The organism is Acinetobacter sp. YH01011, from assembly GCF_013420785.1.
GTDB lineage: Bacteria > Pseudomonadota > Gammaproteobacteria > Pseudomonadales > Moraxellaceae > Acinetobacter > Acinetobacter towneri.
Genome location: NZ_VOYG01000012.1, coordinates 25173 through 45693, shown reverse-complemented (window position 1 = coordinate 45693; position 20521 = coordinate 25173). Strand labels below are relative to the sequence as shown.

Genomic DNA, 20521 nt, shown 5'->3' with positions numbered 1-20521 from the left:
ATAAGCCACTTAGTAGTAGCTAATACTATCTTTTGTTTTGGAGTTTTTTTTATCTTGTATGATTGATACTCTGGAGCATCATCTACACGGTTTTTTGTTCACAGTTTTGAAAGAGCACTTTTGTAAACTTACTTTTTTAAGTATAAAAATTTCTTATGAAGTAAAATATTGAATAAAACAACAATAAAAAAGCCCCAGTCATTCAACTGAGGCTTTTAGAATCTGGAGCGGGAAACGAGACTCGAACTCGCGACCCCAACCTTGGCAAGGTTGTGCTCTACCAACTGAGCTATTCCCGCATGCGGTGTATAATACATGATGCAAAAATAGGGTCAATCATTTTTTGCATATCGTTGTACTGACTGAATAAATAAACAACATTTTTAGAAAAAACAGCAGTCATCAGCCTAAATTTCATAACGAAAAGTGGTGCGAATCGTAAATCGAAGAATCCTCACGGCAAGATGCTGCGAATCACACAGAACACGTTATACTTCAGAGAGCTTTTAAAACCATTCGGGGAAATACAAGCATGAGCTTAGAACAACAGTTGCTACAACGCTTAGCCGTTTTCAATCCAAGCCATTTAGAGGTGGTGAACGAATCTGCAGGACATGGCGGTTATTTCCCGGGTAAAGAGTCGCATTTTAAAGTGGTGATGGTGAGTGAAGATTTTCAGGGGCTACGCGCCGTACAACGTCATCAAAAAATTTATGCTGCTGTGGGTGACTTACTCGCCCCAAGTAAAATTCATGCATTGGCAATTCATGCCTTTGTTGCATCTGAATGGCAGGGACAAGACACCAGCAGTCCAGAATGCGCCCACGCACCAAAAACATCGTAATGGATTGAAATAAGTGGAAAATTTAGGAATGCTGAATACCATTCACGTTGCTGCAGCGGCTTTATTATTTTTGGTGCTGTTTGTACGTGCCATGACTTTGTTTAAGGGCACACAAAATAACTCGCCTAATCCTAAAGCGTGGACAGTCTTTGTGGCATTGCAACATTCAGCACTGACGTTGATTGTAGTGACAGGTGTCATTGCTTTGTTTTTAAAAGACTTTCAAGTCGAAACATGGTTTTATGCCAAAATTATTTTATTTTTTGTGATGCTTTCTTCTTTGATTAAAGCGTATAAAAAAGATGACAGTATTTTGTTGATTCAACGCCGTGTCGGTTGGGGCTTAGCTTTAGTCGCATTTTTTGCCATTTTAGGTTTGGTGATGTTAAAGCCAAGCTTCGGCTAAGTCAGCAGGTCTTATTGTAGATGTTGCTCGTGGCTGCAAACTCACGGGCATTGAATATATGTAAATATCGGCAAAAGATTGGCTACATATTTGAGCACTGGCGAATTGTTAGACATAATTCGGCAAGAATATTTACAGCTCAGTTAAACTGAAATGATGTCACAACAAAAATTGAAAAGAGGGGCGGCAATGCGCACACGTGTGGTGTTTAATCAGAAAGGTGGTGTTGGAAAATCCAGTATTACCGTCAATTTGGCTGCAATCAGTGCGCATCAGGGTTTAAAAACATTGGTGATTGACCTCGACCCGCAAGCCAACTCCAGCCAATATTTATTGGGTGATGATGCCACTTATTCTGCCGACAAGCCTGCGCTTGAACCCAACATCGAAAATTACTTTGAAGAAGTGTTGGGTGCAAATCAATCCAAAGGCTTATTAGGCAATGCTTTAGGCTCAATTTTAAAAAACCGCAGCAAAGGTTTAGAAGCCTATGTGCATCAATCGCCATTTAAAAATTTGGATGTAATCCCTGCGAGTCCGCAATTGGGCGGTTTGGCACACGCACTTGAATCGAAACATAAAATTTACAAACTGCGCGATGCCTTGCAACAATTGTCCGATCAATATGACCGCGTGTTTATTGATACCCCGCCTGCATTTAACTTCTTTACCTTGTCGGCATTAATTGCTGCAGATCGGGTGCTCATTCCATTTGACTGCGATGTCTTTTCTAAACGTGCTTTGCAAAGTTTGATTGAAAATGTGTTGGAAACTCAGGATGACCACAATGCAAACTTGCAAATTGAAGGCATTGTGGTGAATCAATATCAAGCACAGGCCAAGTTACCGCGTGAAGTGGTGCAGCAACTTAAAGATGAAGGTTTACCTGTTTTGAATAGCATGTTGCCGCCTTCGGTGTTGATGAAAGAATCACATCATAAAAATTTGCCATTAATTCATTTGGCAACAGATCATAAATTGACGCAGGCCTATCAATCGTTGTTCAATGAAATTGAGCAAGCGTGATACAGAGGTAGACATGAAAACATTTGCAATTGGTCTTGTCGCGGCAAGTAGTTTATTGCTAGGGGCTTGTGCGACCACAGTGAAACCTAGCTATGTGTCGCCTACACATTATCAGGCTTTGAATTGCCAACAATTACAAAGCGAATATAACCGTATTCAGCAATATATTGAAAGCGGTGTCGAAGCGCCGAAACGTACAGGTGTTGGTGTGGGTATCGGTTTAGGCGGTGGTTGGGGCAGCCGTGGCGGTTGGGGCGTTGCACCGAGTGTTTCTGTCAATATGGGACAGTCATCCAATACCAAAAGAACAGAATTGGCACGTCTTTTAGGTGAGCAAGAAGCCATTGTGCAAGCAGCAAAATTTAAAGCTTGCCCGATTATTGTCAAACTCAAACCCGCAACATCTTAAATTTTAGGGTTTACGAATATTTCGTCCGTGGTGCTGTCATTTTTGCAGCACCATTGCTTAAAAAATGTAGCAAGATAATTCAAGATTGATTTCAATCTAATATTTTAAAAACAAAAACTTAATTTTATTTTCTGTTCTATTTATACCCTTGGGTCAGTCCTGCCAGATAGAAAAACTTGTCATTTTCAATGGCTTTCATATAAGGTGTGCTCCTATTTTTGATTTGCATGCTCTGGTGTTTATGATTGAAAGTTGGCTCTTTGTCCTAGCAATGATTGCGGTCTTGATGATTCCTGGCCCGACCAATGCGCTATTGGCAAGCTCAGCCCACCAACAAGGCATTGCCAAAACCAGTCTGCTGATTCCCGCAGAGTTTTTTGGTTATATGTATGCCATTAGTCTGTGGGCGTTATTCATTCATTTGAGTGCGCCAATTTGGCCTTATTTGATTGATATTCTGCATGTTTTAAGCGCAGGCTATGTGTTTTGGATGGCTTTTCATTTATGGAAGCAGTCACATTTAGAGCAACATTGTCAAAAACACTCTGCCATTCGCCCTGCACAATTATTTTTTTCGACTTTTAAAAACCCAAAAGCCTTGTTATTTGCTGCAGGTATTTTTCCTACAGAAACGTGGGATAACCCGACCAACTTTGCTATGGTCTATGTCTTATTTGGTCTGATTTTATTGCCAACAGCGTTATTTTGGATGTCTTTTGGGCGAGCAGTTTTGGCGCGAGAAACCAATAAAGTGACGGCAGATCTGTTATATAAAGGCTCGGCTTTGCTGTTGGTGGTGTGTATGCTGCCTGTGGTGGCACGTTTTTTCTAAAGATTTAGAGACTTTTGGTGAGTTGAGCAATCATCTCACCTGTTTTGAATGTATGAGGGCAGCGCTGTAACAGGCATGCCCAAAGAATTACACAACTTAAGCAGGTTTTTTCTTGAGTTTTTGGCGAATAAAACCAATCACTCCAGGCAAGACACTTAAAATAATAATGCCGAAAATTAAATGGGTGAAATTGTCTTTCACAATTGGCATATTGCCAAACAAATAACCGAGTGTAATAAACGACGCGATCCAGCAAAAAGCGCCAATTACGTTATAGGTTAGGAAGTATTTATAATTCATGCTGCCTGCACCCGCCACAAAGGGCGCAAAGGTACGCGCAAAAGGCACAAAACGCGCAAAAATAATGGTTTTTCCGCCGTGTCGCTCAAAAAACTTCTGGGTTTCGATCAAATGTTTTTTATTGATAAAACGTGATTCCAGCTCAAAAACCCGTGGACCAATATATTTACCAATGTGGTAATTCAGGGTGTCACCGAGTACCGCAGCAGTAAACAATAAAATACCCAAAATCCACGGATCCATCACTCCTGTCGATGCAGCCAATGCGCCTGCCGCGAACAGTAAACTATCGCCAGGTAAAAACGGCATGACCACCAAGCCCGTTTCTACAAAAATAATCAGGAATAAAATAGCGTAAATCCATACCCCATATTGGGTGATGAATTCGAGCAAATGTTCATCGACGTGTAAGATAAAATCAATCAGTTCCATGGGAAAAAACAAGCGAAAGTGTGCTCAAATCCTAGCAGTCCACAGGCGGAAAGTCAGTATGAAAAGGTAAATAATTTTCACAGTGATTTTAGGGATGCTAGACCAGCCACATCGGTTCTTTTTCGTTGCATAGATGCAACAACATGTCTTTTAAATGCGTATTTATCCTGAATTTTGAAAAAACTAAGATGTATTTGTCTTCAAGAATGAATCAAAAATATAGGTGATCTGATGTTTAATCCAAATGTTGTGTTAAAAAGTGTGGTCGAAAAAGCAAGTGTGCAAGCCATTGTAAGTTTGTTTGCACGTGCTTTTTTAGCGTATTTATTTATTGTATCTGGTTGGGGAAAAATTGCAGGCTATGATGCAACAGTGGGCTATATGCAAGCTATGGGTGTTTCAGGTTCATTGCTACCTTTGGTGATTTTGCTAGAACTTGGTGGTGGTTTGGCAATTCTATTCGGTTTACAAGCACGTGTCGTGGGTTTGGGTTTAGGTGTTTTTAGTCTTTTAACTGCATTTTTATTCCATGCTGCACCAGAAGATGCGCTGAATTTTATGAAAAATATTGGTTTGGCTGGCGGTTTCTTCTACATCATGCTTTACGGTGCAGGCAAAATAAGTCTAGACCATCTTTTGGAAGCAAAAAAGTAAGTCATTGATTTCCACATCAGCTCAACAATTTAAGCAATCTTCAAGAAGGTTGCTTTTTTTATGCCATAGAAAATGCATAGTCTTTTAAAACTTAGAGTATGTGGTCACTGCAATATCACGAAGAAAAATAGCCATTTTTAGGATTGTCTGAATAGTGTGCGCAAGGCGTGGAAAAATGCTAGAATAGCGCGCTTAATTCGTTTGCCTTTCTATAGTTGTTTGTCATGACTACCAATACTCAAATTACTGAAGATCGTATCCTGATTCTGGATTTCGGTTCGCAATATAGCCAGCTGATCGCACGTCGTGTTCGTGAAGCGGGCGTATATTCTGAAATGTATGCCTACGATATGTCGGAAGAAGACATTCGTGCATTTAATCCAAACGGTATTATCTTATCGGGTGGACCTGAAAGTGTTCACCAAGCGGGTAGTCCACGCGCACCTGAAATTGTATTTAACTTAGGCGTACCTGTACTGGGTATCTGCTATGGTTTACAAACCATGTCAGAACAACTGGGCGGTAAAGTTGAAGCGGGTTCAGTACATGAATTCGGTTATGCCGAAGTCGATATTTTGGTACGTGACAAACTGATTGGTAACTTGCAAGACCGTGAAAACCAATTGCACGTTTGGATGAGCCATGGCGATAAAGTGGCACGCATTCCAGAAGGCTTCCAAATTACGGCTAGCACACCAAGCTGCCCTGTGGCGATGATTTCTGATGAAACTCGCCGTTTCTATGGGATTCAGTTCCACCCAGAAGTGACACACACTGCAAAAGGTGCAGAGTTATTGTCTAACTTCGTCCATCAAATTTGTGGATGTCGCGGTTTATGGACACCAGAACACATCATCGACCTGCGCGTAGAGCAATTACGTCAGCAAATTGGCGATGAAAAAGTATTGCTTGGTTTGTCGGGCGGTGTGGATTCTTCTGTGGTTGCGGCATTGTTGCATAAAGCCATTGGCGATCAATTAACGTGTGTATTTGTAGACAATGGTTTGTTGCGCTTGAACGAAGGCGATCAAGTGATGCAAATGTTTGCAGAAAACATGGGGATTCGCGTGATTCGTGCCGACGCTGAACAGCGTTTCTTGGGTGCATTGGCTGGCGAAGTTGATCCAGAGAAAAAACGTAAAATCATTGGTCGTGAATTTATTGAAGTTTTTGCCGAAGAAGCACGTAAGCTGGATGGCGTGAAATTCTTGGCACAAGGTACGATTTACCCAGACGTGATTGAATCTGCAGCCAGCAAACAAGGCAAAGCGCATGTGATTAAATCACACCACAACGTGGGTGGTTTACCAGAAGATTTAGCTTTTGAATTGGTTGAACCATTACGTGACTTGTTTAAAGATGAAGTTCGTAAACTTGGCACCACTTTAGGCTTGCCACACAGCATGATTTACCGCCATCCATTCCCAGGTCCAGGTTTGGGTGTGCGTATTTTGGGTGAAGTGAAAAAAGAATATGCAGACATTTTACGTCTAGCTGATGATATTTTCATGCAGGAATTACGTGCAAGTGGCTGGTATGACAAAACAGCTCAAGCATTTGCAGTATTCCAACCTGTAAAATCAGTTGGTGTCGTAGGTGATGGCCGTCGTTATGCATGGGTAATCGCACTACGTGCCGTAGAAACAGTGGACTTTATGACTGCACGTTTCGCACACTTGCCGTATGATTTGGTTGACCGTATTTCAACGCGCATCATGAATGAAATTGCAGAGGTTTCACGTGTGGTTTATGACGTATCATCTAAACCACCTGCAACCATTGAATGGGAGTAATTCAGGGATTTCACGAAGCACTGCTTCGTGCCTGAATTACGCCAAGCGCTATGCGCGCGGCAGCTAGGGGTTTCAAGCAGCACTGCTGCTTGCCAGTTTTACGACATGAGCCCATTTTAAAGCACGGCTTTTAAAATGGGTGCAAGATGCTTGCGGCAGCTAGGGTTTTTTAAACATACTCTAGCCAAAAACCCAAAAAATGAGCACGTAATGTGCTCATTTTTTTATATCTTTAGATCATCCAAGATTTAACTTCTTTTTTTAAAATCGGTTCGGGTGGCTCAGAGATCCCCACATCATAACTGATCACGCAGTTACGTCCGCTTTGTTTGGCTTGGTAAAGTGCGAGGTCGGCTTCTTTAATCAACAGCTGTAAGTCAGTTTGTTGCGGTTTTAAACTCGATACACCAATCGACACGGTAAAATTAAAGCACTTATTTCCTATACACATTTGATGCTGTGCAATTTTTTGTCTTAAACGCTCTGAAATCATCAGTGCTTCATCTAAACTGGTTTCGCTGAGAAGGGCAATAAATTCTTCGCCACCAAAGCGTGCCAAAATATCTTTACGACGCATTTCTTTACGGGCAATTTCAGCAATATTTTGCAACACCCGATCTCCAATATCATGCCCATAGGTATCATTAATTTGTTTAAAGAAATCTACATCCAACATCAATAAACAGATCGAATTCGATTTAGGCCATTCGTGAATTTTATGTTCCGCCATGTGCACAAATTGCCGACGGTTATTCAGTTGCGTCAGTTCATCGGTATGGGCTAAGGCTTGTAGGGTATGGAAATTCCAGTCATCCAGCAAACTGCGCAAAAAGTGGTGGCGTGCATTGAGGGTATTGCTCCAGCTAATATACAAACTGAGTAGCCACATGGGGATATAGACCACCATAAAAATGAGTGCATCTTGTAGGGTTGTTAAGGAGATGGCACTTAAAAAAATCAGCACACTCATGAGCAATGAGTTATACAGAGCAGGTCGGAAACGTACCTGAATACACAGATTAGCCATCACCACAAAAATAACTGAAGCGTAAAGATAATAGCCGACCCACGGACTGTGTGATTGCGACAAAATATAAAACCAGACACCGCAGCACAGTGTGGCGCTGACCGGTAAAATTAAATCTAGCAGGCGAATATCTTTGATCAATTTAAAGCAGAAATAATTGCCAATCAGCGCCAATACAACAGCACTGAGACGGAGTGTGGCCGAGAGTGTAGTGACATCTGGAATGATGAAATAATCGATAAAGAAATACAGCAGGAACGTCATTTGCCCAATGTAATTGACTTGGCGTAAATAACGACGCTGATGTAAATTCTGGTGTTGATAAAAATGTGTTTCAAATTGCGGCGGGAGTTGCGCAGCAGGGTGCTGCAATGCTTTTTCAATTGCTTGTCGGTTTTCAAGATCACACTCAGTTGTTTTTAAAAGTTTTTCTGAGGCTTCCTGATTGCTTAAAATCTTCGAACGGGTCTGTTCCCCCATTCGAGCTTTTACAGACATAGCGATATTTACTCAAATTGACAACTTATAGTGAGGATTATGCACAAAATGCAGAAAAAATAACCTCCCTAAATTTGGGTATTTTCTCTATTTTTTTTAAATTTTGGTCAAAATTATGCCATATATTTTAAGGTGTAGTTCAAGTTTGAACCATAAAAATCAGAACAACAAATTTCATCTTGCTCTTCGTTAGTGATTTACTATATTTAATAGTCAAGGAATTTACAGAAATATAAGAGGTATAGGATGAGCAACAGCAATTATACCGAGCTTTCCAATTCAGACGATTGTGATAAGTACGTCAAGCAATTTATACAGGAATTTCCACTGCGTAGTGCTGAAATTGGGCAGGGAACTTTAATTAAACGTGCTTTACCGAGTCGGCATAAACGCATGATTGGGGCATGGTGTTTTCTAGATCACGCAGGTCCTGTTAATTTTCCACAAGGTGAAGGCTTAGATGTCGGGCCGCATCCACATATTGGTTTGCAAACATTCACCTGGATGATTGAAGGCAGCATTATGCATACCGACAGTTTGGGTACTAAGCAATTGATTCGTCCCAAACAGGTTAATTTAATGACCGCGGGTTATGGTATTTCACATACCGAAGTTGCTCCCGACACCGAAACACACATGCATACAGCGCAACTGTGGATTGCTTTACCTGATGATCAGCGCAATATGGCGCCACGTTTTGATCATTACCCTGACTTGCCTGTGGTTTTGCTAGATGGAGTGGAATTTACCATCTTAGTTGGTGAATTTTTAAATACCACTTCACCAGTATTAGTACATAGTGAGTTGCTAGGGGTAGATATTTATAGTGAAACCAGCACGACAACCCGTTTGCCGCTGAATCCTAAATTTGAATATGGTTTGATGATGCTGGAAGGCACAGCCACTGTGCATGGGCATGAATTAAACGATGAAAATATGCTGGTGCTTGAACCGGGCTTAACCGAAATTCAGCTAGATTTACATGCGGGTGCGCGTCTGTTGCTATTGGGCGGTTTACCTTTTGAGTCGCCAATTTTGTTGTGGTGGAATCTCGTCGGTCGTACCCAAGAGGAACTCAGCATTGCACGTGAGCAATGGGTCAATCATGATCCTCGTTTTGGCACAATACCAGACTACGATGGACCACGTTTAGAAGCGCCGACTTTCCCCGCAAAAATGCGTGCATCAAAATAAATGATGGAATATCAATCTATAGGGAGCATCTTATGGCCAAGATTGGCACAGCACAGGTACGCAGTTTAGACACGGCATGGCAAGGTCAGATCCAAAGTGGTCAGCACCAATGGAAGGTAGATGAGCCTGAAAAGTTAGGTGGTCAAGATGCAGGTCCTGCACCTTATGATCTGTTATGTAGCAGTTTGGTCGCTTGCACCATGATTACCTTGCGTATGTATGCACAGCATAAGGGTTTGGATTTTGGCAAAATTCAGGTCGAGGCGGACTTCTTTACCAATCAGGAAGGGCAGGAGTGGATTGAACGCCGTGTGCAAACTGAAGCAGCGTTAGATGCAGAATTACAGCAAAAAGTACTGAATATCTGTCAAAAAACACCTGTGACGAAAACCTTGTTACGCAGTGTGGAAATTCGTACTGAATTGGGTTAAACCTAGAGTTGAATCCGTCTCTTATAAAAAGGCATGCAGGACATGCCTTTTTATAATGTTGCGTGAAACAGAAGATATAACAATCACTTAAAACAGATGTAATAAAAACAAAATAGGACGTTTATGATTACTTTACACCACCTTGATCAATCCCGCTCTTTCCGCATTTTGTGGGCGCTCGAAGAGCTGGGTTTGGACTATGAAATCAAGTTTTACCACCGTCAGCCCAATTTAAGTGCGCCCAATCAATTGAAGCTGATTCACCCATTGGGTAAAGCACCAATTTTGACGGATGCAGAGCAGACCATTGCAGAATCTGCAGTCATTTTGGAGTACTTGCAGCAGCATTATGATACGCAAAGGCAGTTTAAACCGCAGCAGGCTTCAGCACAGCAAGCATATCAATACTGGATGCATTATGCCGAAGGCTCGCTAATGCCATTGTTAGTGATGCAATTGGTGATGACCAATGTGCCGCAGCATGTGCCATGGTTAGTTCGACCAATGGCACAAAAAATTACTGCAGGTGTTAAAGCAGGGTTTATTCAGCCTCGTTTAAAAGATCATATTGCTTATTTAGAAGATTATTTGGGCAAACATGATTATTTTGCAGGGGATTTTTCTTTTGCCGATATTCAAATGGGTTTCCCGCTCCAAGCATTGCAAAGCCGTACCGGGCATCATTATCCACAGATTGCGGCTTATTTGGCACGCGTGGAACAGCGTCCTGCATTTCAGCGTGCACGCGAACGTGAGCAGCAGTTAATGCAAATCTAGCGATGATTTTTGTGAGTACATCGTTCTATAGACCTAAAAAAAGATGCCGAGGCATCTTTTTTTAATTGATTTTGGTCGATTGATAACAATGAGGCTTAGCGTTTCACGACAATTGAATCAATTCCACTATGCTGCAAAGTTTGCTGAGCAATCACTGCAGCATCGGCTGAATCATAAGGGCCTGAAATCACCCGATACCAAGTTTCACCACCTTCTACACTTTTCACTACATCTGCCGATAAACCATTCAAAATAATTTCGGCACGACGTGCATCTGCAGCATCTGGGTCGGTATAGCTACGCACTTGTAGAATATAGCTGGCTTGTACCACAGGGGCAGGCATTTCTGTCAGACCAACATTGGCTTCGCTGGCCGCTGGCGCCTCTACAGCAGCAGGCGCTTCAACAATGACTACGGTATTCTGTTGCTGTGTTTCAGGCACCGCTTGCTCAGGAATTGGGGTAACCTGTTGCTGTGGCAGCAAATCATAAAAACGATAGTCTTTGTTGGTATCTTCCTGATAATGCTCAGAATTGATTTGCCCTTTAGGCTGTACAGGTGCCCACGGTTTCCATAGCATTAAGGCTACAGCAAAACACAACACGATTAAAATCACCACGAGTGTGCCTAACCACGTTGGAATTAGTGGTTTTTTGGGCTTATTCGGTCGTTCAGATACACCGCGTTGCGTTTTTCCAAACACGTGGACTTCCTCTTGTTATGCTTTTATTTGGCTTTTACATTGTTTCTGGTGCAGAGACACCTAATAATTCTAAACCATTACGCAAGACTTGTTGTACGTTTACTGAAAGCAATAAGCGTGCTTGAGTCAAGGCTGCATCATCATTCAGAACTTTATGCTCATTGTACCAACCGTGGAACAATGCTGCTAATTCTTTCAAATAGTTACCTACCTGATGCGGTTCGTGGCTGTTGGCAGCACGTACTAAAATTTCAGGATACGCAGCCAGTTTGGCTAAAATTTCAGTTTCAGCATCTAGCTCAAGTTTAGCGGCAAACTGACGTGCAGTTGTCGCATTAAAATTCAATTGCGTAGCAGCAGCTTTTTCGAGCATACGACAAATACGTGCATGTGCATATTGAATATAGTAGACTGCATTGTCTTTACTTTGTGAAACGGCCAAATCTAGGTCAAAGTCAATGTGCTGTTCAGATTTGCGCATGACATAATAGAAACGCGCAGCATCGTTGCCGACTTCTTTACGCAAATCACGCAAGGTTACGTACTGACCTGAACGGGATGACATTTGTACCATTTCACCACCACGCCATAAGCTCACGAACTGCACTAACAGTACCGTTAATTTTTTCGAGTCGTAGCCTAGTGCATCAATGGCCGCTTTCACACGTGAAATATAACCGTGGTGATCTGAACCCCAAATATCAATTAGGTCTGTGTAGCCACGTTGTAATTTATTCAGGTGATAAGCAATGTCTGAAGCAAAGTAAGTGGTTTGACCATTGCGGCGTTTCACCACACGGTCTTTTTCATCGCCAAATGCGGTCGATTTAAACCAGATATTGCCGTCTTGTTCGTATAGATAACCACGTTGATCTAGTGTTTGCAGAGCTTCATCAATTTTTTCAGTCAATGACGCTTCGCTAAACCATTGGTTAAAGGTGACACCAAACTCGCCCAAGTCATCTTTAATGTCGGCCAAAATAGCATTCAGCGCAGCCTGATGGAACACGCGGTAATCATCACCCAAGAGCGTTTGTGAATTGAAAATCAAACCATCAATGTGTTTTTCTTTGTCGCCCGACAAGACCACTTTGTTGCCATCGGCATCGAGTTCTGCCGCATATTGCACATCTTCAGGCACATTGTTATATACATCTGCAACAGGGCGTACATGGCGTTCACCATCCTGTTTTAAAATGCTTTGTGCGATGTCTTTAACGTAGTCACCCTGATACGCATTTTTGGGGAACACCAGCGTTTGACCTGCCAGTTCCAAATAACGCAAGTAAGTTGAAGTCGCCAAAATATCCATTTGACGGCCAGCATCATTGACATAGTATTCACGGTCAACTTTAGCACCTGTGGCTTCAAGTAAATTGGCAACTGTCATACCATAAGCAGCACCACGACCATGACCCACGTGTAGGCTTGAGGTTGGGTTAGCAGAAACGAACTCGACCTGAATGCGTTTTTCTGCATTGATTTGGCTGCGTCCAAATTGTTGTTTTTGTGCTTGAATTTGATCTAAAACACTAAAACGCTGGTCGGCATTTAAAAAGAAGTTAATAAAACCAGGGCCTGCAATCTCTGCTTTGCTGATGTCTGCAACTTCAGGCAGAGCAGCAAGAATTTTTTCGGCTAAATCGCGTGGCTTCATGCCTGCGGCTTTAGAGGCAATCATGGCAATATTTGATGCGAAATCACCGTGGCTGCGGTCTTTGGTACGGGTTAAATTACTCGTATTGTTCCAGTCAGATGGGAGTACACCTTCAGCTTGAAGGGATTGCACTGCATGATCGAGCGCTGCTTGTATTGCCGTATTCATATTTAGTCGAAAAATAGATGTGCAGAAAAACGCTAAATATAGCAAATTTCAGGGGCTTTAGGGGAGTGCAATTGTATGCTTTATCGAATTTCAGAGATTGTAGCTAAGCATGAACAAATTGCCTGAAAAATCATCCTTTAAGCAAGCAATTCATGGCATAGTATGCGGCATTCAGTGAGGCGAAAAGGCTAGAGCATGAAACAACGTGCAATGATTTTTGGCAATGTACCCAAATTACCCATGAAATGGGCCACGGTGGTAATGCCTTTCTTTTTATCATGTTTGATGAGTGGCATTATTTCCTTTATCAATATGATTCGTAATTTAGGCTGGATTGATGGTTTTTTTGCACTCTGGTTCAATAACTGGATGATTTCTTGGGCCTTTGCTTTTCCAGTGGTGCTGTTTGTTTTGCCGATGGTGCGTAAGTTCACCAGCCTGATTGTAGATATGTCAGCTTTACAGCCACCGAAATAATCGTGATTGTATTGTTCTCTGTTTAGGTTGATTCAAAGAGCGTAGCACTCAAAAATATACGGTTATCAGAAATAAAAATCATTCAGATTTGGCTATCAAACTTCTAAATGCCCCCTTTGCTGCAAAAGGGGCTAAGCTAGTCAGATGTCAGATGGTGCATCTCAATCCATGCGCCATCAGCAACCGATTAGAATGAGATGAACAATGACAACCGCAAATTTGCAGCAGAAACGTCCTTTATATATTCCCTATGCGGGCAACGGCCTTTTAGAATTGCCTTTATTAAATAAAGGTTCTGCATTTTCAGAAGAAGAACGCACCCGTTTTAACTTGCATGGCTTAATTCCACATGCAATTGAAAATATTGAAGAACAAAGCCAGCGTTCGTATCAGCAATATTCTGCTTTTAGCGATGCCATCAACAAGCATATTTATTTGCGCAACATTCAGGACACCAATGAAACCCTGTTTTATCACCTGATTGAACAGCATTTGAGTGAAATGATGCCTATTATTTACACCCCAACTGTAGGCGAGGCATGTCAGCGTTTTTCCGATATTTACCGCCGTCATCGGGGTATTTTTATTTCCTATCCAGACCGTGCCCATATTGATGATATTGTACAAAACATCAATAAAAAGAATGTCAAAGTCATTGTGATTACCGATGGTGAGCGTATTTTAGGCTTGGGTGATCAGGGCATTGGCGGCATGGGTATTCCAATTGGAAAACTGTCTTTATATACAGCATGTGGCGGTATTAGTCCTGCCTATACCTTACCCATTACCTTAGATGTAGGCACCAATAACCCACAATTACTGAATGATCCGATCTATATGGGCTGGAATCAGCCACGTATTAGTGGTGAGGAATACTATCAATTTGTCGATCAGGTGATTGATGCGGTGAAACGCCGTTGGCCAAAGGCATTGATTCAGTTTGAAGATTTTGCTCAGAAAAATGCCATGCCCTTGCTGAATAAATATCGTGATCAGATTTGCTGTTTTAATGATGATATTCAAGGCACGGCAGCCGTTTCTGTGGGCAGCTTAATTGCAGCATCACGGGCTGCAGGCAAACAACTGAAAGATCAAACCATTGCCTTCTTGGGCGCAGGTTCGGCAGGTTGTGGTATTGCCGAGCAAATTGTGGCGCAAATGGTGGTGGAAGGCTTAAGCGATGCTGAAGCACGTGCTCGTGTGTATATGGTGGATCGTTTTGGCTTATTCACCAGCAATCAGCCAAACTTGCTCGATTTCCAACGTAAATTGGCACAAAGTCCTGACCGTGTTGCACATTGGGGCAATCCTGAAGGTGTGATTTCTCTGTTGGACGTCATTCAAAACGCCAAGCCAACGGTATTGATTGGGGTTTCGGGGCAACCGGGTTTATTTACTGAAGAGGTGATTAAAACCTTGGCTGCCAATTGCGAGCGTCCAATTGTGTTGCCATTGTCAAACCCAACCTCACAAGTTGAAGCATTTCCTGCCGATATTTTGGAGTGGACTGAAGGCAAGGCCTTAATTGCAACAGGTAGCCCATTTGAGCCAGTGAACTATCAGGGCAAACTTTATAATATTTCCCAATGCAATAACTCGTATATTTTCCCAGGTATTGGCTTAGGGGTAATCGCTGCAGGGGCAACACGTGTGACAGACAGTATGTTAATTGCATCCAGTAATGCGCTGGCGGACTGCTCACCATTGTTGCAGGATCCAAATGCAGATTTATTGCCTGATTTAAATGAAATTCAGCAGGTGTCTAAATTTATTGCATTTAGAGTCGCAAAAGCAGCAATGGATGCAGGCGTTGCAGCTGTCATGAGTGATGAGGCATTACGAGAGGCAATTGAGGCTAATTTCTGGAAGCCTGAATATCGTGATTATAAACGTGTGACGTTTTAAGCAAAATTCATTCGTGTATTGTTAATGAAATAAGCCACAAGGCGTGCTATTGCACGCCTTGTTTTTATTTGGAATAGGATGGGGTTTGTGATGTGATTACTTGGAATTTAAGTCTTCAACTCACACTAAGCAATATAGTTCTGTTTTGGATTTAAATCGGCACAATTCAAAGGATTTAAGGCACATTGCAATTCATCAATTTGCTGCTCACTGACATAGCCTTGTCCAATCAGGTATTTTGCAACGTGGTCATCTCTCAGGCTTATAAACGCAGCATCGTACACGCCTAAATCGACAAATAAGGCTGCCGTTTCAAGACTGTTAAAACGGTCTAAATACACGTCATTGCCATACAGTAGAAAAATATGTTCAGTGGGTGCATGCGCATCGACTTTTAAGCGTTCTGCCAGCTCAAAAGGTGAGGTTTTAATGAACAGCAAATCGGACAATTCATCAAATTGAGCTGTATCGAGTTGTGCCTCATCTGTTTTGACTTTGCCTAACCATGCTTTAAACACCAGTACCGCACCACCACGTAATAACATACTCCAAATATGCTGGCGGGTGCTTTGATCTAAGCCTTGCGCTTCTTGTTCCAAAACATCCAGTAATTGCTCCTCCTGTGCTGAAAGTTTGTTGAACAGACCTAAACCTTGTGGTTGATACGCCGCAGGGCGAAACACATCAAAATTGAGTTCTTCAAAGACTTGTAGGGCTAAGGGTACTGCGGTTTGATACAGGGTATTCAGCGCTTGTAGATGAGGAGCTTTGAGTTTGCTGTTTTGAAACAGACGATCCCAGTGAATTTCGGGCAATAGCGCATTTACGCCATATTGACGCTGTAGCTGCTGTGTTTGTTCTGCGAGCTGCTGTTCATGGTTCACGGTATTCATGAGATTCTTCCTAAAACGTGGAAACAGGTCGATCAACGCTTAATAGGGCAGGAAATTTGTTTGGATGTGGCTTGAAGATGAATGCGCTGATCATTTCTTGTACTTAGTTATGCGCGCAGATAGTCAATAGATGTATAAGACTAAAGTCTAATGTATTGCAATGTGCTCAGAAAAGCCTTTACAAACTCGGCAATTAAAGAAATTGTAAGCAAGTTTGGGTGTATTTGCTTACGATCTTGTCAGACTTTGCCATAGCGAATCTGACCATGATATTTAATGTGAATTGTAGCGCATCAAAAGGCAGTGTTTTTGAAAAGTTTGGTCAATTGGTGTGCTGCATCAGGTCAATCGCTGTCAATATTGACAGCAAATGTGTTGGATTTTCATTGTAGCCATATTTCGCTATGTAAAGTGAAGCTTGGTCATCAGACTAACAAATGTAACCAAACCAGAAAATGTAACAAGGTCGGTGCGTTCATCTCAGCTTTATCTCTGTGGGATGAGCGCCCCAAATTAGCCAAAGTTAGGTATGTGAATCAAGTCCCCGAAATTTTCAGACCCGATAACCAAGAACGTAGCGATGCTGGTTTTAATGGTTTTTTCAGCAAGACGATGTTGAGTTCTTTTAAGCGTTGCGGTAGTTCTGGATCAGAGTCAGCAGTAATTAACGCCACAGGTACATCGGCTTGACGATGTTCCAGAATAAAATCTAAACCGATTTTATCGTCATTTAAGTGCTGATCGACCAACCAAACTTGAATGTGCTCACGTTGAATCAACTCAATTGCTTGTTCAGGTTCGGTGGCTTTAAATACGTGATAGCCCCATTTACTCAGCAGGGTCGCCATGCCTTCCAAAATGGTTTCATCATTGTCTAAACACAAAATTTTATAGGCTTTGGTTTTCAACGGCACCACTTGCACAGGTGCAGCCACTACTTTTGGAGCTTCGACAATCGGTACTTCAATCATAAAGCACGAGCCTTTGCCCAATTCCGAATAGACATGCACAGGGTAGTTCAGCAAACTGGTCATACGCTGCACAATCGCTAACCCAAGACCTAGACCTTGCTCACCCCAAGGCGACGTATGTCCGCAACGCTCAAACTCCTGAAACAGTTTAATACGCTGTTCTTCGGCAATACCCGGACCGGTATCCCACACCCCAATTCGAATATGTTGTGGATGTTCTGCGGAACGCAATACGCCCACGACTACACGCCCTTTGGCGGTATAGCGCAGCGCATTGCTGACAAAGTTTTGAATAATACGACGAATCCATTGTGGGTCGGTATCAATCCAGAACTGTACGTCATGCACACGGAATTCAATGTCACGTTGTGCCGCAATGGATTTAAATTGCAGGCTTAAATCGCTGAGTAAGTCATGCAGTGGATAAGCCTGACGTTTCGGCTGAATCGTACCGCCTTCCAAACGGGCAATATCCAACAAGGCCGAGAGCATACTTTCTGCACCATGCAGGGCACGATCCAGTTGTTGCAGGGTTTTACGGTCTTCATCGGACTGAATACTTTGCTCTAAAGCCGTACTGAATAAGCGCGCTGCATGCATTGGCTGTAATAAGTCATGACTGGCAGCGGCAATAAAGCGGCTTTTGGACATATTGGCTTTGTCGGCTTGTTCACGTGCCAATTGCTGTTCTGCCAAAGCATCGGCCAATTGTTGTGTGCGATCTTGTACCCGTGCTTCAAGTACGGCTTCGTTTTCACGGAAAGCGGTAATATCGGCAAAGGTGGTCACGAAACCACCGCCTTCAATTGGATTACCACGCATTTGAATTACACGACCATCTTTACGGATGCGTTCAAACTCGTGTGCACTGCCCATTTTCATCCAGTGAATACGTTTACGCACGTGTTCTTCAATTGAGCCCGGACCACATTCACCACGTTCTGCGTTATAGCGAATCAAATCGGCAATTGGGCACCCGACATAGACAATATCTTTAGGATAATCAAATAGTTTGAGATATTGATTATTCCATGCTACCAAACACATATTTTCATCTACCACACTCACGCCTTGGGTCATGTGGTCAATCATGGTCATGATTAGGTTTTGGTTAAAGCGTTGCCATTGTGAGGCTTGGTCAAGAATATTCGCAACTTGCCCTAAAGCGAGTCCGTTATTGACCATGGCAGTGGTGAGCAAAGTACGCGCAGATGCTGCACCAATGGTGCCTGCCAAATATTGTTCGGTAAAACGCCACCACATGCCGTTGGCATTGGCATTTTCATTCAGCACCACATTATTTTGCTGACTAAACTGCTCAAAGGCTTGTCGGGTTGGAGATTCGCCTGTAATGCGTTTTGCCAGTGTGATTAAATCGCCTACTTTTAAACGCGCTACATCCTGATGTGAATAGCTGACCTCGTTGCTCATGTTCTGAGTTGGCAAAGGCTTGGTTTCATAATAAAAGAAACTTTCGGCCTGAATCTGTTCTGCCACACTTGGGCGGAAAATACGTGACACCCAAACATATAACAAAATATTTAAACCGAGCGCCCAAACCACCCCATGTGTGAGCGGGGCAAAAGATTCAAAGCCAAGCAAGGCTTCAGGGCGTAACCAGTTGATGCCCAAAGGCCCAAGCAGTAAAAACTCACGGGTAAAGTCGCTGAACTGACTTGGCAGGCTGCGTAAAATGGTCGGAAGCAGCAGGGTATAGGCCCACATCGCAAAACCAACAATTAAACCTGCATAAACGCCCTGTTTACTGCCACCGCGCCAATACAAACCACCAATCAGGGCAGGGGAGAACTGCGCCACTGCACTAAAGGCCAACAAGCCAAACACAGAAAGTTGATCAATATCGTTAAAGAAGTTGAAGAACAGGAAGCCGAGTAGCATTACCGCTAAAATACAAATGCGTCGGGTGAATTTCAGTACCAAAGGCAAGCGCTTGTCATGGCGTGAGAAAATGCCCATGCGCCACAAGGCAGGCATGATCAGGTCATTACTCAGCATGATCGACAGTGCTACTGAAGATACCAATAGCATACCTGTTGAGGCGGAGAATCCTCCCAAGAACGCCAACAGCGTCAACCAGTCTTGGTTATAACTGAGTGGCAAAGACAAAACCGCTACATCTGGGATGGCTAAATATTGCGGAGCTGCGTGCAAAGCCCAACTGGCAATTGGAACAATCGCGATGGTGGTTAAAATCAGATAAACGGCAAACCAGCGACGCGCACCCCGAATATGTTTTTCATCGCGCAGTTCGACCACAGCAACGTGAAACTGACGCGGCAAACAAATAATCGCTAATGCCGCCAATAAGGTTTGCACCCAAAAGGTTTCAGGCACACCAAACAGCTGTACTTCATGGAAGGTAATTGAAACATCATTGGCAATTTGATGAATATTGCCGGGTGCTTCAAAAACAAAAAAGAATGCTACTGCGAGTAATGCAAACAGTTTCACAAACGATTCAAAGGCCACTGCCAGCATTAAACCGCCGTGCTGCTCCGTATTGGCAATTTGTCGGGTACCAAACAGCATCGCCAAAATAGCCAATAAACCTGTCAGGAATAACACCGCATTGGTGGTACTTTCAACATTGGTGCTTTGATCCAAAATCACTGCGGCACTCAGCGCAATTGCGCGTAATTGCAAAGCCAAATAGGGAATAATTGCAATCACCGCCAAAATTGTGACCAGTGATGCCAATGGCCCGCTTTTACCGTAACGTGCAGCAACAAAGTCAGCAATCGATGAAATGGCGTGGTGTTGTCGCACTCGACCTAAACGTCGCCAAATATCATAACCAACAGCGACAAACAGCAATGGCCCTAAATAAATGGGTAAAAAAATGATCCCTTCACGAACGGCTGCGCCCGTTGCACCATAAAAAGTCCATGATGAACAGTACACCCCTAAAGTTAAGCTGAACATGAGCATGCGCCCACGCGTGCTTAAACGACTGGCGTGTTTTTCCCCATAGAAAGCACAGATAAAAAGTAATGCGATATAGAGGGCTAAAACCCCCATAATGAGCCAGCTGTTCATGATGCCTTAAAAGTATCGACAATAGGGCTATGATAGCCTATTCCATTGCCTTTGCGCTGAGGTTGA

The 20521-nt window shown here is 42.8% G+C and carries 18 protein-coding genes and 1 tRNA gene; 12 read left to right on the top strand and 7 right to left on the bottom strand.

Annotated features, from left to right (window positions below; translation table 11 throughout):
* Window positions 1–223: 223 nt before the first annotated feature.
* Window positions 224–299 (bottom strand) — tRNA-Gly (locus tag FTT78_RS09555).
* 233 nt (window positions 300–532) lie between these two features.
* Between FTT78_RS09555 and FTT78_RS09550 the strand changes: the two genes are divergently transcribed.
* From FTT78_RS09550 to FTT78_RS09530, 5 genes are all read left to right on the top strand, one after another.
* Window positions 533–844 (top strand): BolA family transcriptional regulator, encoded by a 312-nt coding sequence (locus FTT78_RS09550; RefSeq protein WP_096902208.1) that lies wholly within the window; start codon window positions 533–535, stop codon window positions 842–844.
* A gap of 13 nt (window positions 845–857) precedes the next feature.
* On the top strand, window positions 858–1250 hold the full coding sequence (locus tag FTT78_RS09545) for a SirB2 family protein (protein WP_180044119.1): 393 nt from the start codon (window positions 858–860) through the stop codon (window positions 1248–1250).
* A gap of 189 nt (window positions 1251–1439) precedes the next feature.
* Entirely contained in the window at window positions 1440–2276 is an 837-nt protein-coding gene (locus tag FTT78_RS09540; RefSeq protein ID WP_070155018.1) for a ParA family protein, read from the top strand.
* 13 nt (window positions 2277–2289) lie between these two features.
* Window positions 2290–2685, top strand: coding sequence for a hypothetical protein (locus FTT78_RS09535; protein ID WP_131261282.1), 396 nt, complete (start codon window positions 2290–2292; stop codon window positions 2683–2685).
* A 241-nt stretch (window positions 2686–2926) separates the two neighbouring features.
* On the top strand, window positions 2927–3517 hold the full coding sequence (locus FTT78_RS09530) for a LysE family translocator (protein ID WP_004970239.1): 591 nt from the start codon (window positions 2927–2929) through the stop codon (window positions 3515–3517).
* A gap of 96 nt (window positions 3518–3613) precedes the next feature.
* On the opposite strand, the gene FTT78_RS09525 is transcribed toward FTT78_RS09530, so the two are convergent.
* Window positions 3614–4249 (bottom strand): DedA family protein, encoded by a 636-nt coding sequence (locus FTT78_RS09525; protein ID WP_004970236.1) that lies wholly within the window; start codon window positions 4247–4249, stop codon window positions 3614–3616.
* Between the two features lie 231 nt (window positions 4250–4480).
* Between FTT78_RS09525 and FTT78_RS09520 the strand changes: the two genes are divergently transcribed.
* Window positions 4481–4903, top strand: coding sequence for a DoxX family protein (locus FTT78_RS09520; RefSeq protein ID WP_004970234.1), 423 nt, complete (start codon window positions 4481–4483; stop codon window positions 4901–4903).
* 224 nt (window positions 4904–5127) lie between these two features.
* Window positions 5128–6696, top strand: coding sequence for a glutamine-hydrolyzing GMP synthase (gene guaA / locus FTT78_RS09515; RefSeq protein ID WP_096902212.1), 1569 nt, complete (start codon window positions 5128–5130; stop codon window positions 6694–6696).
* Between the two features lie 232 nt (window positions 6697–6928).
* Here guaA and FTT78_RS09510 read toward each other — a convergent pair whose 3' ends face one another.
* Window positions 6929–8221, bottom strand: coding sequence for a GGDEF domain-containing protein (locus tag FTT78_RS09510; RefSeq protein WP_180044117.1), 1293 nt, complete (start codon window positions 8219–8221; stop codon window positions 6929–6931).
* A gap of 246 nt (window positions 8222–8467) precedes the next feature.
* Here FTT78_RS09510 and FTT78_RS09505 point away from each other — a divergent pair, with 246 nt between their 5' ends.
* The 3 genes from FTT78_RS09505 to FTT78_RS09495 all read left to right on the top strand — a co-directional run bounded on the left by FTT78_RS09505 (window position 8468) and on the right by FTT78_RS09495 (window position 10623).
* A complete protein-coding gene (locus FTT78_RS09505) occupies window positions 8468–9415 on the top strand; it encodes a pirin family protein (protein ID WP_004970229.1) in 948 nt (315 codons plus the stop codon).
* A 32-nt stretch (window positions 9416–9447) separates the two neighbouring features.
* Entirely contained in the window at window positions 9448–9846 is a 399-nt protein-coding gene (locus FTT78_RS09500; RefSeq protein ID WP_004970227.1) for an OsmC family protein, read from the top strand.
* A 123-nt stretch (window positions 9847–9969) separates the two neighbouring features.
* Complete coding sequence (locus FTT78_RS09495) at window positions 9970–10623, top strand: glutathione S-transferase family protein (RefSeq protein ID WP_180044115.1); 654 nt, start codon at window positions 9970–9972, stop codon at window positions 10621–10623.
* A gap of 95 nt (window positions 10624–10718) precedes the next feature.
* Here FTT78_RS09495 and FTT78_RS09490 read toward each other — a convergent pair whose 3' ends face one another.
* Together FTT78_RS09490 and argS are read right to left on the bottom strand one after the other, a co-directional pair.
* Entirely contained in the window at window positions 10719–11327 is a 609-nt protein-coding gene (locus FTT78_RS09490; RefSeq protein ID WP_004970222.1) for an SPOR domain-containing protein, read from the bottom strand.
* 34 nt (window positions 11328–11361) lie between these two features.
* Window positions 11362–13152, bottom strand: coding sequence for an arginine--tRNA ligase (gene argS / locus FTT78_RS09485; protein ID WP_104852866.1), 1791 nt, complete (start codon window positions 13150–13152; stop codon window positions 11362–11364).
* 195 nt (window positions 13153–13347) lie between these two features.
* On the opposite strand from argS, the gene FTT78_RS09480 reads away from it, so the two are divergent.
* Both FTT78_RS09480 and FTT78_RS09475 read left to right on the top strand, forming a co-directional pair.
* Window positions 13348–13629, top strand: coding sequence for a DUF2798 domain-containing protein (locus FTT78_RS09480; protein WP_180044113.1), 282 nt, complete (start codon window positions 13348–13350; stop codon window positions 13627–13629).
* Window positions 13630–13833: 204 nt separating this feature from the next.
* A complete protein-coding gene (locus tag FTT78_RS09475; protein ID WP_004970216.1) occupies window positions 13834–15534 on the top strand; it encodes an NAD-dependent malic enzyme in 1701 nt (566 codons plus the stop codon).
* A gap of 125 nt (window positions 15535–15659) precedes the next feature.
* On the opposite strand, the gene FTT78_RS09470 is transcribed toward FTT78_RS09475, so the two are convergent.
* Both FTT78_RS09470 and FTT78_RS09465 read right to left on the bottom strand, forming a co-directional pair.
* Window positions 15660–16427 carry a hypothetical protein gene (locus tag FTT78_RS09470; RefSeq protein WP_096902222.1) on the bottom strand — a complete coding sequence of 256 codons (768 nt, stop codon included), beginning with the start codon at window positions 16425–16427 and terminating at the stop codon, window positions 15660–15662.
* 536 nt (window positions 16428–16963) lie between these two features.
* Window positions 16964–20455: a PAS domain-containing hybrid sensor histidine kinase/response regulator gene (locus FTT78_RS09465; protein WP_180044111.1), complete on the bottom strand. Its 3492-nt coding sequence runs from the start codon at window positions 20453–20455 to the stop codon at window positions 16964–16966.
* Between the last annotated feature and the right edge of the window lie 66 nt (window positions 20456–20521).